At 65.1% G+C, this 15,410-nt stretch carries 14 protein-coding genes; 10 read left to right on the top strand and 4 right to left on the bottom strand.

Annotated features, from left to right (window positions below):
- The first annotated feature begins 83 nt into the window (after window positions 1–83).
- From aroQ to accC, 3 genes are all read left to right on the top strand, one after another.
- Window positions 84–539: a type II 3-dehydroquinate dehydratase gene (aroQ, locus tag CAG46_RS22795; protein WP_003255330.1), complete on the top strand. Its 456-nt coding sequence runs from the start codon at window positions 84–86 to the stop codon at window positions 537–539.
- Window positions 540–639: 100 nt separating this feature from the next.
- Complete coding sequence (gene accB / locus CAG46_RS22790) at window positions 640–1,101, top strand: acetyl-CoA carboxylase biotin carboxyl carrier protein (RefSeq protein WP_075044486.1); 462 nt, start codon at window positions 640–642, stop codon at window positions 1,099–1,101.
- Window positions 1,102–1,118: 17 nt separating this feature from the next.
- Window positions 1,119–2,474 (top strand): acetyl-CoA carboxylase biotin carboxylase subunit, encoded by a 1,356-nt coding sequence (accC, locus tag CAG46_RS22785; RefSeq protein ID WP_003257054.1) that lies wholly within the window; start codon window positions 1,119–1,121, stop codon window positions 2,472–2,474.
- Between the two features lie 432 nt (window positions 2,475–2,906).
- Here accC and CAG46_RS22780 read toward each other — a convergent pair whose 3' ends face one another.
- Window positions 2,907–4,760: a sigma-54-dependent Fis family transcriptional regulator gene (locus tag CAG46_RS22780; RefSeq protein ID WP_085617855.1), complete on the bottom strand. Its 1,854-nt coding sequence runs from the start codon at window positions 4,758–4,760 to the stop codon at window positions 2,907–2,909.
- A 283-nt stretch (window positions 4,761–5,043) separates the two neighbouring features.
- Between CAG46_RS22780 and CAG46_RS22775 the strand changes: the two genes are divergently transcribed.
- The 7 genes from CAG46_RS22775 to CAG46_RS22745 all read left to right on the top strand — a co-directional run bounded on the left by CAG46_RS22775 (window position 5,044) and on the right by CAG46_RS22745 (window position 13,010).
- Window positions 5,044–6,099 (top strand): ATP-NAD kinase family protein, encoded by a 1,056-nt coding sequence (locus tag CAG46_RS22775; protein WP_085617853.1) that lies wholly within the window; start codon window positions 5,044–5,046, stop codon window positions 6,097–6,099.
- Between the two features lie 22 nt (window positions 6,100–6,121).
- Window positions 6,122–7,099 (top strand): thiamine pyrophosphate-dependent dehydrogenase E1 component subunit alpha, encoded by a 978-nt coding sequence (locus tag CAG46_RS22770; protein WP_085592049.1) that lies wholly within the window; start codon window positions 6,122–6,124, stop codon window positions 7,097–7,099.
- 33 nt (window positions 7,100–7,132) lie between these two features.
- Window positions 7,133–8,155: an alpha-ketoacid dehydrogenase subunit beta gene (locus CAG46_RS22765; protein ID WP_013970705.1), complete on the top strand. Its 1,023-nt coding sequence runs from the start codon at window positions 7,133–7,135 to the stop codon at window positions 8,153–8,155.
- A complete protein-coding gene (locus CAG46_RS22760) occupies window positions 8,152–9,258 on the top strand; it encodes an acetoin dehydrogenase dihydrolipoyllysine-residue acetyltransferase subunit (protein ID WP_085617851.1) in 1,107 nt (368 codons plus the stop codon). The genes CAG46_RS22765 and CAG46_RS22760 overlap by 4 nt, the downstream gene beginning before the upstream one ends.
- Before the next feature lie 52 nt (window positions 9,259–9,310).
- On the top strand, window positions 9,311–10,375 hold the full coding sequence (locus tag CAG46_RS22755) for a 2,3-butanediol dehydrogenase (protein WP_230386520.1): 1,065 nt from the start codon (window positions 9,311–9,313) through the stop codon (window positions 10,373–10,375).
- A gap of 229 nt (window positions 10,376–10,604) precedes the next feature.
- Window positions 10,605–12,338, top strand: coding sequence for a C13 family peptidase (locus CAG46_RS22750; RefSeq protein WP_025337556.1), 1,734 nt, complete (start codon window positions 10,605–10,607; stop codon window positions 12,336–12,338).
- A 27-nt stretch (window positions 12,339–12,365) separates the two neighbouring features.
- On the top strand, window positions 12,366–13,010 hold the full coding sequence (locus CAG46_RS22745) for an oxidoreductase (RefSeq protein ID WP_075044479.1): 645 nt from the start codon (window positions 12,366–12,368) through the stop codon (window positions 13,008–13,010).
- Between the two features lie 110 nt (window positions 13,011–13,120).
- On the opposite strand, the gene CAG46_RS22740 is transcribed toward CAG46_RS22745, so the two are convergent.
- The 3 genes from CAG46_RS22740 to mpl are packed head-to-tail and all read right to left on the bottom strand — an operon-like array spanning window position 13,121 to window position 15,380.
- Entirely contained in the window at window positions 13,121–13,408 is a 288-nt protein-coding gene (locus CAG46_RS22740) for a YceK/YidQ family lipoprotein (protein WP_085591950.1), read from the bottom strand.
- Window positions 13,405–14,034: a flavin prenyltransferase UbiX gene (ubiX, locus tag CAG46_RS22735; RefSeq protein ID WP_013970698.1), complete on the bottom strand. Its 630-nt coding sequence runs from the start codon at window positions 14,032–14,034 to the stop codon at window positions 13,405–13,407. The genes CAG46_RS22740 and ubiX overlap by 4 nt, the downstream gene beginning before the upstream one ends.
- Entirely contained in the window at window positions 14,031–15,380 is a 1,350-nt protein-coding gene (gene mpl / locus CAG46_RS22730; protein WP_075044477.1) for a UDP-N-acetylmuramate:L-alanyl-gamma-D-glutamyl-meso-diaminopimelate ligase, read from the bottom strand. The genes ubiX and mpl overlap by 4 nt, the downstream gene beginning before the upstream one ends.
- Window positions 15,381–15,410: the final 30 nt, after the last annotated feature.

The following is a 15,410-nucleotide window of genomic DNA, read 5'->3' as shown; positions in this document are numbered from 1 at the left end:
CCGGGAACTGGACACTTGCCGTCGCTTTACGGCACACTCGCCGCGCTGTGTCGAATTGCCCTACAAATCCAAGGAATCCGCAGATGGCAACGCTACTGGTGCTCCACGGCCCCAACCTCAACCTGCTCGGTACCCGCGAGCCTGGCCACTACGGCGCCGTGACCCTGGCCCAGATCAACCAGGACCTGGAGCAACGTGCCCGCGCCGCAGGCCACCATCTGCAGTACCTGCAGAGCAACGCCGAATACGAACTGATCGACCGCATTCACGCCGCACGCAACGAGGGTGTGGACTTCATCCTGATCAATCCGGCTGCTTTCACCCACACAAGCGTCGCATTACGTGACGCATTGCTTGCGGTGAGCATCCCATTCATCGAAGTGCACTTGTCCAACGTGCACAAACGCGAACCGTTCCGCCACCACTCCTACTTTTCCGATGTTGCCGTAGGGGTGATCTGCGGCCTGGGCGCCAGCGGTTATCGCCTGGCCCTGGAGTCCGCGCTGGAACAACTGGCTGCCAACGCACAGCCCAAATGATGAAAACCCTGGCCTCAGTGGGCCAGGGTTCGAGAGAAACGTTTCAGATACGTTTTTTTGTATTTCGCCCCCTGACCGAACCTTTGGGAGTTGATGATTAATGGATATCCGTAAAGTCAAGAAACTGATCGAGCTGCTGGAAGAGTCTGGCATCGACGAACTGGAGATCAAGGAAGGCGAAGAGTCGGTCCGTATCAGCCGTCACAGCAAGACCCCAGCTGCCCAGCAGTACTTCGCACCGGCTCCGGTAGCCGCTGCCCCTGTTGCTGCCCCGGTCGCCGCTGCCGCTCCGGCCGCTGAAGCCGCTGCCGCTGCCCCAGCCCTGAAAGGCACCGTGATCCGCTCGCCGATGGTAGGTACCTTCTACCGCAAGCCTTCGCCGACCTCGCCGAACTTCGCTGAAGTTGGCCAGAGCGTGAAGAAAGGCGACACCCTGTGCATCGTCGAAGCCATGAAGATGATGAACCACATCGAAGCCGATGTTGGCGGTGTCATCGACGCCATCCTGGTAGAAGACGGCCAGCCGGTTGAGTTCGACCAGCCGCTGTTCACCGTCGTTTGAATCGCGGAGAGCCAACGATGTCTGGGAAGCTCGAAAAAGTCCTGATCGCCAACCGCGGGGAAATTGCCCTGCGGATCCTGCGTGCCTGCAAAGAGCTGGGCATCAAGACCGTCGCCGTGCACTCCACTGCCGACCGTGAACTGATGCACCTGGGCCTGGCAGACGAGTCGGTCTGCATCGGCCCTGCATCGTCCAAGGATTCCTACCTGCATATCCCGGCGATCATCGCTGCCGCCGAAGTGACCGGCGCCACCGCGATCCACCCGGGCTACGGCTTCCTGGCGGAAAACGCCGACTTCGCCGAGCAGGTGGAAAAATCCGGTTTCGCCTTCATCGGCCCGAAAGCCGACACCATTCGCCTGATGGGCGACAAGGTTTCGGCCAAGGACGCGATGATCAAGTCGGGCGTACCGACCGTGCCGGGCTCCGATGGCCCGCTGCCGGAAGATGAAGAAGTCGCCCTGGCGATTGCTCGTGACGTCGGCTACCCGGTGATCATCAAGGCCGCCGGTGGCGGTGGTGGTCGCGGCATGCGCGTGGTGCACAAGGAAGAGGACCTGATTTCCTCGGCCAAGCTCACCCGTACCGAAGCCGGTGCAGCCTTCGGCAACCCGATGGTCTACCTGGAGAAGTTCCTGACCAACCCACGTCACGTGGAAGTACAGGTACTGTCCGACGGCCAGGGCAACGCCATCCACCTGGGCGACCGCGACTGCTCGCTGCAGCGCCGTCACCAGAAGGTACTGGAAGAAGCGCCAGCCCCGGGCATCGACGAGAAAGCCCGTCAGGAAGTGTTCAAGCGCTGCGTCGATGCGTGCATCGAGATCGGCTACCGTGGTGCGGGTACTTTCGAGTTCCTGTACGAGAACGGCCGCTTCTACTTCATCGAGATGAACACTCGCGTGCAGGTTGAGCACCCGGTGTCGGAGATGGTGACCGGTATCGACATCGTCAAGGAGATGCTGAGCATCGCCGCTGGCAACAAGCTGTCGTTCCGCCAGGAAGACGTGGTCATCCGTGGCCATGCGCTGGAATGCCGTATCAACGCCGAAGACCCGAAGAAGTTCATCCCGAGCCCAGGCAAGGTGAAGCACTTCCACGCCCCGGGCGGCAACGGCGTGCGTGTGGATTCGCACCTGTACAGCGGTTACTCGGTTCCGCCGAACTACGACTCGCTGATCGGCAAGCTGATCACCTACGGCAAGGACCGCGACGAAGCCATGGCGCGCATGCGCAATGCCCTGGACGAGATCGTCGTCGACGGCATCAAGACCAACATCCCGCTGCACCGCGACCTGGTGCGTGATGAAGGTTTCTGCAAAGGCGGCGTCAACATTCACTACCTCGAGCACAAACTGGCTAGCCAGGAGTGATCGCGTAGTGTGATGTACCGAAACCCCGGACTTGTGCCGGGGTTTTTTATTGCCTGTCAGGGCCTCATCGCCGGCAAGCCAGCTCCCACAGGGATTGCACACGGCTTGAGGTCTATGCGGTCGAGGTGGGAGCTGGCTTGCCGGCGATTGGGCTGCAAAGCAGCCCCCGGGCCCTACCCCTTCATCCGCGGCATCTCGATGTGGTGCTCATGCACCCGCCGGTACAAGGTCGCCCGCGATATCCCCAGAGCAATGTACCGAAAACCCCGGACTCATTCCGGGTTTGTTATTGCCTGGGGGATCCAGGGGCCGCTTTGCGGCCCATCGCGACACAAGGCCGCTCCTACAGGAGATCGCGCAATCCTTGGGCTGGCGCTGTGCCTGTAGGAGCGGCCTTGTGTCGCGAAAGGGGCGCAACGCGCCCCCAGGGCCCTACCCCTTCATCCGCGGCATCTCGATGTGGTGCTCATGCACCCGCCGGTACAAGGTCGCCCGCGATATTCCCAAAGCCCGCGCCGCATCGGCCGGCTTCCAGCGATGGCGGATCAGCGCATCCAGCAGCAACTGCCGGGCCGGACAAGACATGCTGCTTTCTGCCGAAGCGACCACCTCGCCGCGTACCTCCTGCGGCAGGTCGTGCACCTGCACCCGCCCCCCCTCACTCACCGCACAGGCATAGCGCAACACCTGCCGCAGCTGGCGCAAGTTCCCCGGCCAGCGGTAAACCAGCAGCGCCTGCAGCGCATCATCCGCCAACACCACCTCGACCCCGCAGGCCTCGGCCTCCTCGGCCAGCAACTGGTGAATCAACCCCAAGCGGTCCTCACGCTCGCGCAGCGGCGGCAACGCGAAGCGGGCATTGGCCAGGCGGAAGTACAGGTCCTCACGAAAACGCCCATCCTCCACCATCGCTGCCAAATCACGGTGGGTCGCGCAAATCACCTGGATATCCACCCGCTCCCGCCGCGCCGCGCCCAGCGGCGCCACTTCACCCTCGGCCAGCACGCGCAGCAACCGGGTTTGCAGGTTCAGCGGCATGTCACCTATTTCGTCGAGGAACAGCGTACCGCCATCGGCCTGCTGCAACAGCCCCTGCATGCCTTTGCTGGAAGCACCGGTGAAGGCCCCGGCCACATAGCCGAACAGCTCGCTCTCGATCAGGCTTTCCGGAATCGCCGCGCAGTTCAGGGTGACGAACGGGCCATCGCGACGCAGGCTTTGCTGATGCAGCTGGCGGGCGAATACCTCTTTGCCGGCCCCCGTCTCGCCTTGCACAAGCACCGCCAGGTTGCAGTCCTTGACCCGCGTGGCCAGGCGCAAATGCTGCTCGATGCGGGCGTCCTGGGCCTGGCGCAACGGCTGCGCACGCTGGCGCTGGCGGGGTGCGCTGACCCGGCCGTACAGCCCACCCAGGCCCGGCAGGCGTTGAGCGGACGATGCGTTCACGCGGCGCAGCTGGTCCATGTCGAACAGCTCGCCAATGTGCTCGGGCAAACGCCCCAGGTGCTCCACCAGCCGCTGGCGCGCCAGGCTGTTGATCGCCTGCAGGCGGCCATCGCCATCCCAGGCCAGCAGGTAGTCGGGCTGGCTTTCCACATAGCCCGGCGTGCCATGGGCACGCATCACCCAATGGCCCTGGGCACTGTGCATGAAGAAGGCATTTTCGATCTCGCGGGCAGTCTGCTCGACCAGTTGGCGGATCAGGTGCTGGCTGCGGCGGTCGTCCGGCGACTGCAAGGCCGAGACATCCACCACGCCCAGCAACTCGCCCAACGGGTCGAACACCGGTGCCGCCGTACAGGTCAGGCCAATGAACGCAGCGCGGAAGTGGTCGCGCTTGTGCACCGTGACCGGCGCCTTGCTGGTCAACACCGCCGCCACGCCGCAGGTGCCCTCCTCGCCCTCCGACCAGCAGGTGCCCAGGTACAGCCCGGCCTTGCGGCAGTCGTTGCGGATGGCCGACTCGACCCGGTAATCGATGGTGCGCCCCAAGGCATCGGTGAGCAGCACGCAGTAGTCGGCACCGCGCACCCGCTCATGCAGGCGGGCCACGGCATCGCTGGCGATACGCAGGAACAGTTCGGCGCGCTCACGGCATTCGTTGAGCAGGCTTTGGGACAGGATGCGCGGCCCCTGCTGGGACCCGGGGTCGAGGCGGTACAGCTCCATGGAACGGCGCCATGAATCGAGGATCAGCGGTGGCACCGGCGCCTGCGGCAGGCGGTCGGCATTCTTCAGCACCCTGCTGACGCAGTCGACATGGGCTCGGGAGTTCGCGGCAAGCATTCAGGCCCTCCGGTTCTCGTTGCTGTTTTTATCGTTGTCCGGCCATTAAGCGCTTCCGGGCATGCCCCGACAAGCACTGCGTGATTACCGGCCCGCTTGAGACGCAGCGTCTCAGCGTCTCGGCAACGTCGGCCCCGCGCTGGCACCGGGCGTCTCGCCAGCAGAACCATCAGCACCTGCCGGAGCGCAACAAAACCGCTCTATTGCAGGCACTTCAGCCAATTCAGAAGAAGCTGGCACCGCGCTTGCTCCAGCCCTGGCAAACAAGAATACGAGGTGCGCCATGCCGCTACCCGCCCCAACCGTCGGGATCATTGCCAACCCTGCCTCTGGCCGCGACCTGCGCCGCCTGACCGCCAACGCCGGGCTCTATTCGAGCACCGACAAGGCTTCGGCGATCCAGCGCCTGCTGGCCGCCTTCGGTGCCACCGGCATCGGCCAGGTGCTGCTGCCCAGTGACATGACCGGCATTGCCGCCGCCGTGCTCAAGGCCAGCCTGGGCCCGGTCGCCCGTGACCAGCACTGGCCGGCCATCGAAATACTCGACCTGCCGCTGACCCAGACCGTTGCCGATACCCGCCTGGCCACCCGCCGCATGGTCGAACGCGGTGTGGCGATGATCGCCGTGCTCGGCGGCGACGGCACCCACAAGGCAGTTGCTGCCGAGGCCGGTGACGTACCGCTGCTGACCTTGTCCACCGGCACCAACAATGCCTTCCCCGAACTGCGCGAGGCCACCAGCGCCGGCCTGGCCGGTGGCCTGCTTGCCAGCGGCCGGGTACCGGCCAGCATCGGCCTGCGCCGCAACAAGCGCCTGCTGGTGAAGGTGCCCGAACAACAGCTTGCCGAATGGGCCCTGGTGGAGGTGGCGGTGTCGCCCCAGCGCTTCATCGGCGCTCGGGCACTGAGCCGCAGCGAGGACCTTTGCGAAGTCTTCGCCTGTTTCGCCGAACCCCATGCCATCGGCCTCTCGGCCCTGTGCGGCCTGTGGTGCCCGGTCTCGCGCCAGGACCCGCACGGCGCCTGGGTACGCCTGAACCCCGGCGCCGAGCAGGCGCTGCTCGCACCACTGGCACCCGGCCTGCTGCAAGGCTGCGCCATCACCGCCAGCGGCCCACTGACGCCCGGCGTAGCCCATCGCCTGAGCCTGGCCAGCGGCACCCTGGCATTGGACGGCGAGCGCGAAATCGAATTTGCCGAGCACGACACCCCCACCATCACCCTCGATCACCAAGGCCCGTTGAGCGTGGATGTCGAGGCCGTGCTGGCGCATGCCGCCCGCCATCACCTGCTGGCCGTACCGCGCGGCCACCGGTTGCACCCTGCAAACCCGTGTTGAGACAACCCTGGAGAACAACAAGATGTCCAATCAACTCAGTACCGAACAATTGCTGCATGCCTATGAAGTGATGCGCACCATCCGCGCCTTCGAAGAACGCCTGCACGTGGAGTTCGCCACCGGCGAGATCCCCGGCTTCGTCCACCTGTATGCCGGCGAAGAGGCTTCCGCGGCCGGGGTCATGGCCCACCTGCGCGACAGCGACTGCATCGCCTCGACCCACCGCGGTCATGGCCACTGCATCGCCAAGGGGGTGGACGTGTACGGCATGATGGCCGAGATCTACGGCAAGAAGACCGGCGTGTGCGGTGGCAAGGGCGGTTCGATGCATATCGCCGACCTGGAAAAAGGCATGCTCGGCGCCAACGGCATCGTCGGTGCCGGTGCACCGCTGGTAGCCGGGGCCGGGCTGGCTGCCAAGATCAAGGGCAGCGACGATGTGTCGGTGGCCTTCTTCGGCGATGGCGCTTCCAACGAAGGCGCCGTGTTCGAAGCCATGAACATGGCCTCGATCATGAACCTGCCGTGCATCTTCGTGGCCGAGAACAACGGCTACGCCGAAGCCACCGCCTCGACCTGGTCGGTTGCCTGCGACCATATCGCCGACCGCGCGGCCGGGTTCGGCATGCCCGGTGTCACCATCGACGGTTTCGACTTCTTTGCCGTGTACGAGGCCGCCGGTGCTGCCATCGAACGTGCACGCTCCGGGCAAGGCCCATCGCTGATCGAGGTCAAGCTCAGCCGCTACTACGGCCATTTCGAAGGCGATGCACAAACCTACCGCGCCCCGGACGAAGTGAAGAACCTGCGCGAATCCCGCGACTGCCTCATGCAGTTCCGCAACAAGACCACCCGCGCCGGCCTGCTCACGGCTGCGCAACTGGACGCCATCGACGCCCGCGTCGAGGACCTGATCGAAGACGCCGTGCGCCGCGCCAAGTCCGATCCCAAGCCACAGCCCGCCGACCTGCTCACCGACGTCTACGTCGCCTACCCCTGAGCCGCGGATTACAAGAACAACAGGAGAATCACCATGGCAAGAAAGATCAGCTACCAGCAGGCCATCAACGAAGCCCTGGCCCAGGAAATGCGCCGCGACAACACGGTGTTCATCATTGGCGAAGACGTTGCCGGCGGCGCCGGTGCCCCCGGCGAAGATGATGCCTGGGGTGGCGTGCTGGGCGTGACCAAGGGCCTTTATCACCAGTTCCCGGGGCGCGTGCTCGACGCGCCGCTGTCGGAAATCGGCTACGTCGGCGCTGCCGTCGGTGCTGCCACCCAGGGCCTGCGCCCGGTGTGCGAGCTGATGTTCGTCGACTTCGCCGGCTGCTGCCTGGACCAGATCCTCAACCAGGCCGCCAAGTTCCGCTACATGTTCGGCGGCAAGGCGGTCACCCCGCTGGTGATGCGCACCATGTACGGCGCCGGCCTGCGTGCGGCGGCCCAGCACTCGCAGATGCTCACCTCGCTGTGGACGCACATTCCCGGCCTGAAGGTGGTCTGCCCGTCCTCGCCGTACGATGCCAAGGGCCTGTTGATACAGGCGATCCGCGACAACGACCCGGTGATCTTCTGCGAGCACAAGCTGCTGTACAGCATGCAAGGCGAGGTACCGGAAGAGGTCTACACCGTGCCGTTCGGCGAAGCCAACTTCCTGCGCGATGGTGACGACGTGACCCTGGTCACCTATGGCCGCATGGTGCATGTGGCGCTGGAAGCAGCCAACAACCTGGCCCGCCAGGGTATCGACTGCGAGGTGCTGGACCTGCGCACCACCAGCCCGCTGGACGAGGACAGCATCCTGGAAAGCGTGGAAAAGACCGGCCGCCTGGTGGTGATCGACGAAGCCAACCCGCGTTGCTCCATGGCCACCGACATCAGCGCGCTGGTGGCACAGAAGGCCTTCGGCGCGCTCAAGGGCCCGATCGAAATGGTCACCGCCCCGCATACTCCCGTGCCGTTCTCCGATGCCCTGGAAGACCTGTACATCCCTGACGCGGCGAAGATCGAGGCTGCGGTACGCAAAGTGATCGAAGCCGCAAGGAGTGCCGCATGAGCCAGATCCATACCCTGACCATGCCCAAGTGGGGCCTGTCGATGACCGAGGGCCGGGTGGATACCTGGCTGAAGCAGGAAGGTGACGAAATCAACAAGGGCGACGAGGTGCTGGACGTCGAGACCGACAAGATCAGCAGCAGCGTCGAAGCCCCGTTCAGCGGAGTGTTGCGCCGCCAGGTGGCCAAACCGGATGAAACCCTGCCGGTCGGTGCCCTGCTTGCGGTGGTGGTGGAGGGCGAAGCCGAAGAAGCTGAAATCGATGCCGTGGTGCAGCGCTTCCAGGCCGAGTTCGTCGCCGAGGGTGGCGCCGACCAGGCCCAGGGGCCGGCCCCGCAGAAGGCGCAAGTGGGGGGCCGCCTGCTGCGCTGGTTCGAGCTGGGCGAAGGCGGCACGCCACTGGTGTTGGTGCACGGTTTTGGCGGCGACCTCAACAACTGGCTGTTCAACCACCCGGCGCTGGCTGCCGAGCGACGGGTGATCGCCCTCGACCTGCCGGGCCATGGCGAGTCGGCCAAAGCCCTGCAACGGGGCGACCTGGATGAGTTGAGCGAAACCGTGCTGGCCCTGCTCGACCACCTGGACATCGCCAAGGCCCACCTGGCCGGCCACTCCATGGGCGGCGCGGTCAGCCTGAACGTGGCGCGCCTGGCGCCGCAGCGGGTGGCCAGCCTGAGCCTGGTGGCCAGTGCCGGGCTGGGCGAGGCGATAAACGGGCAGTACCTGCAAGGCTTCGTCGCTGCCGCCAACCGCAATGCCCTCAAGCCGCAGATGGTGCAGCTGTTTGCCGACCCGGCACTGGTCACCCGGCAGATGCTGGAGGACATGCTCAAGTTCAAGCGCCTGGAAGGGGTGGACGACGCGTTGCGCCTGTTGGCATCGGCCATCGCCGAGGGCGACCGGCAGCGCCACGACCTGCGCGGGGTGCTGGGGCAGCACCCGGCCCTGGTGGTGTGGGGCGGCAAGGACGCGATCATCCCGGCCAGCCATGCCGAAGGGCTGGAGGCTGAAGTGCTGGTGCTGCCCGAGGCTGGGCACATGGTGCAGATGGAGGCGGCCGAACAGGTCAACCAGCAACTGCTCGCGTTCCTGCGCAAGCACTAAGCCCTTTCCGCGAGCCTGGAGAACAACAATGAATGACCTGAGCCACACCCACATGCGTGCCGCCGTCTGGCATGGCCGCAATGATATTCGCGTCGAACAGGTGCCCCTGCCGGCCGACCCTGCGCCCGGCTGGGTGCAGATCAAGGTGGACTGGTGCGGCATCTGCGGCTCCGACCTGCACGAATACGTCGCCGGCCCGGTATTCATCCCGGTGGAGGCACCACACCCGCTGACCGGCATCCAGGGCCAGTGCATCCTCGGCCACGAGTTCTGCGGCCAAATTGCCAAGCTGGGTGAAGGCGTGGAAGGTTTTGCCGTCGGTGACCCGGTGGCTGCGGACGCCTGCCAGCATTGCGGCACCTGCTACTACTGCACCCACGGCCTGTACAACATCTGCGAGCGCCTGGCCTTCACCGGCCTGATGAACAACGGCGCCTTTGCCGAACTGGTCAACGTGCCCGCCAACCTGCTGTACCGGCTGCCGCAGGGTTTCCCGGCAGAGGCCGGGGCGCTGATCGAACCGCTGGCGGTGGGCATGCATGCGGTAAAGAAGGCCGGCAGTCTGCTTGGTCAGACGGTGGTGGTGGTCGGCGCCGGCACCATCGGCCTGTGCACCATCATGTGTGCCAAGGCGGCTGGCGCGGCGCAGGTGATCGCCCTGGAAATGTCCTCGGCACGCAAGGCCAAGGCCAAAGAGGTTGGCGCCAGCGTGGTGCTGGACCCCAGCCAGTGCGACGCCCTGGCGGAAATCCGCAAGCTGACTGCCGGGCTGGGGGCGGATGTGAGTTTTGAATGCATCGGCAACAAGCACACGGCCAAGCTGGCCATCGACACCATCCGCAAGGCGGGCAAGTGCGTATTGGTGGGGATATTCGAGGAGCCTAGCGAGTTCAACTTCTTCGAACTGGTGTCCACCGAAAAGCAGGTGCTGGGAGCGTTGGCGTACAACGGCGAGTTTGCCGATGTGATTGCCTTCATCGCTGACGGCAGGCTGGACATTCGCCCGCTGGTGACCGGGCGGATCGGGCTGGAGCAGATTGTCGAGCTGGGCTTCGAGGAGTTGGTCAACAACAAGGAGGAGAACGTGAAGATCATCGTTTCGCCGGGCGTGCGCTGATTGCACCTCAAAGGCAACACGGAACCTGTGGGAGCGGGTTCACCCGCGAAGAATGCCACACGGTGCCTGGCACCGGCTTCGCCGGTGTTCGCGGCTAAAGCCGCTCCCACAGGTTCCGTGCCAGCTTTTGGATGCAGTGCAGGCTCGAGAGCTGCGCCAGCACATGCCTTCGCTGTTTCAGGATCCCATTCTGCGTCATACTCGGCAGACCTATTGCCCGGTTCTCGCCATGCGTTCACTGCTCCCCGTCACCCTGGTCCTGCTGCTCGCCGCCTGCGGCGATGGCGAATCGCTGCTCCCGCCGGATGCGCGCCTGCCTGACGGTGGGCGGTACCGGGGGCAGGTGGTCGATGGCCTGCTGCAAGGCGAGGGACGGATCGACTACCCCAACGGCAGCTGGTACGCCGGTACCTTCAAGGACGGCCAATGGCACGGCCAGGGCGAATGGCACGGCCGCAACGGCGAGGTGTACCGCGGCCAGTTCGCCGCAGGGCTGTTCCAGGGGCTGGGTGAGCTGAACACCCCGGGTAGCCACTATGCCGGCACCTTCAGCCACGGCCGCCGCGACGGCGAAGGCACCCTCAAGCAAGCCGACCAGACCTACCGCGGCCAGTTCAAGGACGACCTGTACGAAGGCGCCGGCGAGCTGGAACTGGCCGACGGCAGCCGCTACCAGGGCCTGTTCGCCAAAGGCAAGCCCAACGGTGCCGGGGTGCGCAGCGATGCCAGCGGCAACCAGTTCAGCGGCCACTTCATCAACGGCCAGCTGGAAGGCAGCGGCACCTACGACAGCGTCGACGGCGAGCAGTACATCGGTGAGTTCAAGGACAACCGCCTGGAGGGCCGTGGCCGCTACGAAAATGCCGATGGTGATGTGTGGATCGGCGAATTCAAGGACGGCTCGCTGGTCGGCGAAGGCGAACTGCTGGGCAGCGATGGCAGCCACTACAAGGGCACCTTCGCCGACTGGCGCCTGTCGGGCCAGGGCAGCCTGCAACTGGCCGACGGCAGCAAGTACATCGGTGGCTTCCTCAACGATGCCTACCACGGCCAGGGCCGGCTGATCATGACCAACGGCAAGGTCGAAAGCGGCACCTGGAGCAACGGCGTGCGCGTACGGGACCAGAACGGCAAACTGTTGCCCGACCCGCTGGACCTGGCGCTGCTCAACCAGGGCCGTTTGCTGGACGAAGCGCTGGCCCGGGTACCGCGGTCGGCGCCAGCAGTCCAGCTGTACAGCCTGGTGGTGGGCGGCGATGGCCAGCAGAGCGTGTTCATGCGCGAAGCCGACTACGTCAGCAACATGCTCAAGGTGCGCTTTGGCGCCCGTGGCCAGGTGACCTTGGTCAACCACCGCGATCACATGACCACCCGCCCCATGGCCACGCGTGAAAACCTTACCCGCGCCGCCCGAACCCTGGCCGAGCGCAGCGGCCCCGAAGACCTGGTGTTCATCTACCTCACCAGCCATGGCAGCCACGACCACCAGCTGGTGTTCGACCAACCGCGCCTGCAGCTGGCCGACCTGTCCGCCGACGAACTCGCCAGCGCCCTGGCACCGCTGAAGGACCGCGACAAGGTCATTGTCATATCCGCGTGCTATTCAGGGGGCTATATCGCCCCGCTCAAGGATGAGCGCACGCTGATCATGACCGCCGCCCGGGCCGACCGCGTGTCCTTCGGTTGCTCGGAAGAAGCCGATTTCACCTACTTCGGCGATGCCCTGTTCGCCGAAGCGCTGAACCAGACCGACGACCTGAAACAGGCGTTTGAACTGGCGCGCGCCAGCGTTGCCGAAAGAGAACAAAGGGAAGGTTTCGAGGCCTCCGAACCGCAGCTGTGGGCGCCGCCGAATGTGCTTGAGCACTGGCAGCACCTGCGCCGGCAACAGGCCGAAGAAGCATTGCGTAACGCCGCACAGGCCAACGTGGGGGAACAGGCGCAAACGCCCGGCAACCACTAAGCTTGTGTGTAACAAGGGAGAGACATCATGTATTTGACGCCTCAGCATGTCCTGCTTGCCGGTGCCACGGGTCTGACAGGTGAACACCTGCTCGACCGCCTGCTCAACGAGCCCACCATCACCCGCGTACTGGCGCCAACCCGCCGGCCACTGGCCGAGCACCCGCACCTGGAAAACCCGGTAGGCGACCCAGCGGTGTTCCTTCCACAGCTGGCCGGGCGGGTCGATATCGCCTACTGCTGCCTGGGCACCACGCTGAAGCAGGCCGGTTCCGAATCGGCCTTCCGCGCGGTGGATCTGGACATGGTGGTGGCGTTCAGCAAGCGCGCCCGGGAGTTGGGCGCACGGCATCTGCTGGTGGTCAGTGCCTTGGGCGCCGACCCGAAATCGTCGGTTTTCTACAACCGGGTCAAGGGCGAGATGGAAGAGGCGCTCAAGGCCCAGGATTGGCCGCAGCTGACCATCGTGCGGCCATCGTTGCTGCTGGGCGAGCGGGTCGAGCCGCGGCTCGGCGAACAGTTGGCTTCGCCGTTTGCCAAGCTGATACCCGGGAAGTATCGGGGGATCGAGGCTTGTACCTTGGCCCGGGCGCTGTGGCGGCTGGCGCTGGAGGAAGAGGACGGGGTGCGGATTGTGGAGTCGGATGAGTTGCGCAGGTTGGGCAAGAATTAGGCTTTACCTGCCAGGGCCTCTTCGCGGGTAAACCCGCTCCCACAAGGATTTGCATCGATTTCAGACCTGGTGCAGTACCTGTGGGAGCGGGTTTACCCGCGAAAGGGCCCTTACAGGCCGCCGGTGGCCTGGAAGCCTACACCGGCCGCTGTCAGCAAAGACAACGGCAGCAACAAGGTATCGAGCAACATGCTCCCCGGCAGGTCCAGCCCCGGATACGCCGGCGCATCAGCCCCGTAACGATCCCGCGGGCAGCACCCGCCATTGATCACATACAAGTCCAACCGGGTACCGGCATACACCACCGGTGCCCCGGGCTTGTTGGCATCCAGCGTGCGCACCGTGGCGCAGCCACCAAGCAGCACCAGCGCCAGCAAACCCGCCAGCGCTCGCTTCAATCATCCACCCCGAAGTGGTGCTCACCCCAGCGCGGCAACATGTCCTGGGGAATGTTCAGCAGGTTGAGAATGCGCGCCACCACGAAGTCGACCAGGTCGTCGATGGTCTGCGGCTGGTGATAAAAGCCCGGCGCCGCCGGCAGGATCACCGCGCCCATCTGCGACAGCTTGAGCATGTTCTCCAGGTGGATGGTGGAGAACGGCGCTTCGCGCGGCACCAGGATCAGCTGGCGACGCTCCTTGAGGGTAACGTCGGCAGCACGTTCGATCAGGTTGTTGCAGGCACCGGTGGCAATCGCCGACAAGGTGCCGGTGGAACAGGGCACCACCACCATTGCCGCCGGGGCGCCGGAACCCGAGGCCACCGGCGACATCCAGTCCTCCTTGCCATACACGCGAATCTGCCCGTCGGCAGCACCGGTATATTCGGTGAGGAAGGCCTGCATCGCCTGTGGCTTGGCCGGCAGCACCACGTCCGTCTCGGTAGCCATCACCAGTTGCGCGGCCTTGGAGATCAGGAAGTGCACCTCGCGGTCCTCACGCACCAGGCAGTCGAGCAGGCGCAGGCCATACTGGGCGCCAGAGGCGCCCGTCATGGCCAGGGTGATGCGTTCCGGCCCGCTCACTTCAGTGCCTCGGCCAGCTTGCCGTGCAGGCCGCCGAAGCCGCCGTTGCTCATGATCACCACATGGGTGCCTGGGCGAGCTTGACCCTTGACCCGCTCGATGATCGCTTCGAGGCTGTCGGCCACCACGCTGGGCACTTTGCATTGCGCGGCGGTGGCAGCCAGGTCCCAGCCAAGGTTGGCCGGGGCGTACCAGATCACCTGGTCTGCGTCGTTGACGCTTTCCGGCAGGCCGTCACGGTGGGCACCGAGCTTCATCGAGTTGGAACGCGGCTCGATCACGGCGATCACCGGGGCCTCGCCGACGCGCTTGCGCAGGCCGTCGAGGGTGGTGGCGATGGCGGTCGGGTGGTGGGCGAAGTCATCGTAGATGGTCACGCCCTGCACTTCGGCAACCTTCTCCATGCGCCGTTTGACGCTCTTGAAGGCGCTCAGGCCTTCGATACCCATGGCTGGCACCACGCCTACATGGCGCGCCGCTGCCAGGGTGGCCAGGGCGTTGGCGACGTTGTGCTGGCCAGTCAGCGCCCAGTCCACCACGCCCTGCGCCTCACCGTCGAACAGCACTTCGAAGCGCGAGCCGTCGGGGCTGAGCAGACGGGCTTGCCACTGGCCACCTTCGCCGGTGGTCTGCACCGGGGTCCAGCAACCCATGCCGATCACCCGCTCCAGCGCCAGCTCGGTGGTGGGGTGGATGACCAGGCCTTCGCTGGGGATGGTGCGCACCAGGTGGTGGAACTGCCGCTCGATCGAGGCCAGGTCGGGGAAGATGTCCGCATGGTCGAACTCAAGGTTGTTGAGGATCGCCGTGCGCGGGTGGTAGTGGACGAACTTCGAGCGCTTGTCGAAGAAGGCGCTGTCGTATTCATCGGCTTCAACCACGAAGAACGGCGTATCGCCCAGGCGTGCCGACACCGAGAAGTTCTGCGGCACACCGCCAATCAGGAAGCCCGGGCTCATGCCGGCATGTTCCAGCACCCAGGCCAGCATGCTGCTGGTCGTGGTCTTGCCGTGGGTACCGGCAACGGCCAGCACCCAGCGGCCCTGCAACACGTGGTCGGCCAGCCACTGCGGGCCGGAAACATAGGGCAGGCCCTTGTTCAGCACGTATTCCACCGCCGGGTTGCCACGCGACATGGCGTTGCCGATGACCACCAGGTCTGGCGCCGGGTCCAGCTGGGCCGGGTCATAGCCTTGGGTCAGTTCGATGCCCTGGGCTTCGAGCTGGGTGCTCATCGGGGGATAGACGTTGGCGTCCGAGCCGGTGACGCGGTGGCCAAGTTCCTTGGCCAGCACCGCCAGCGAGCCCATGAAAGTGCCGCAAATACCGAGAATGTGAATATGCATGGTCGACCTCGCAAAACATCGAGGCAGGGT

This window comes from Pseudomonas sp. B23(2017) (assembly GCF_002113725.1).
GTDB lineage: Bacteria > Pseudomonadota > Gammaproteobacteria > Pseudomonadales > Pseudomonadaceae > Aquipseudomonas > Aquipseudomonas putida_Z.
The sequence above is the reverse complement of the archived record's forward strand: the minus strand, read 5'-3'. Positions and strand labels throughout refer to the sequence as shown.

Excerpts from the sequence above, each read along its gene's own strand:
- CAG46_RS22770 (WP_085592049.1), top strand. The coding sequence starts at position 6,122 with ATGTCCAATCAACTCAGTACCGAACAATTGCTGCATGCCTATGAAGTG.
- CAG46_RS22755 (WP_230386520.1), top strand. The coding sequence starts at position 9,311 with ATGCGTGCCGCCGTCTGGCATGGCCGCAATGATATTCGCGTCGAACAG.
- CAG46_RS22745 (WP_075044479.1), top strand. The coding sequence starts at position 12,366 with ATGTATTTGACGCCTCAGCATGTCCTGCTTGCCGGTGCCACGGGTCTG.
- CAG46_RS22775 (WP_085617853.1), top strand. The coding sequence starts at position 5,044 with ATGCCGCTACCCGCCCCAACCGTCGGGATCATTGCCAACCCTGCCTCT.
- accC (WP_003257054.1), top strand. The coding sequence starts at position 1,119 with ATGTCTGGGAAGCTCGAAAAAGTCCTGATCGCCAACCGCGGGGAAATT.
- CAG46_RS22765 (WP_013970705.1), top strand. The coding sequence starts at position 7,133 with ATGGCAAGAAAGATCAGCTACCAGCAGGCCATCAACGAAGCCCTGGCC.
- CAG46_RS22760 (WP_085617851.1), top strand. The coding sequence starts at position 8,152 with ATGAGCCAGATCCATACCCTGACCATGCCCAAGTGGGGCCTGTCGATG.
- accB (WP_075044486.1), top strand. The coding sequence starts at position 640 with ATGGATATCCGTAAAGTCAAGAAACTGATCGAGCTGCTGGAAGAGTCT.
- aroQ (WP_003255330.1), top strand. The coding sequence starts at position 84 with ATGGCAACGCTACTGGTGCTCCACGGCCCCAACCTCAACCTGCTCGGT.
- CAG46_RS22750 (WP_025337556.1), top strand. The coding sequence starts at position 10,605 with ATGCGTTCACTGCTCCCCGTCACCCTGGTCCTGCTGCTCGCCGCCTGC.
- CAG46_RS22780 (WP_085617855.1), bottom strand. The coding sequence starts at position 4,760 with ATGCTTGCCGCGAACTCCCGAGCCCATGTCGACTGCGTCAGCAGGGTG.
- mpl (WP_075044477.1), bottom strand. The coding sequence starts at position 15,380 with ATGCATATTCACATTCTCGGTATTTGCGGCACTTTCATGGGCTCGCTG.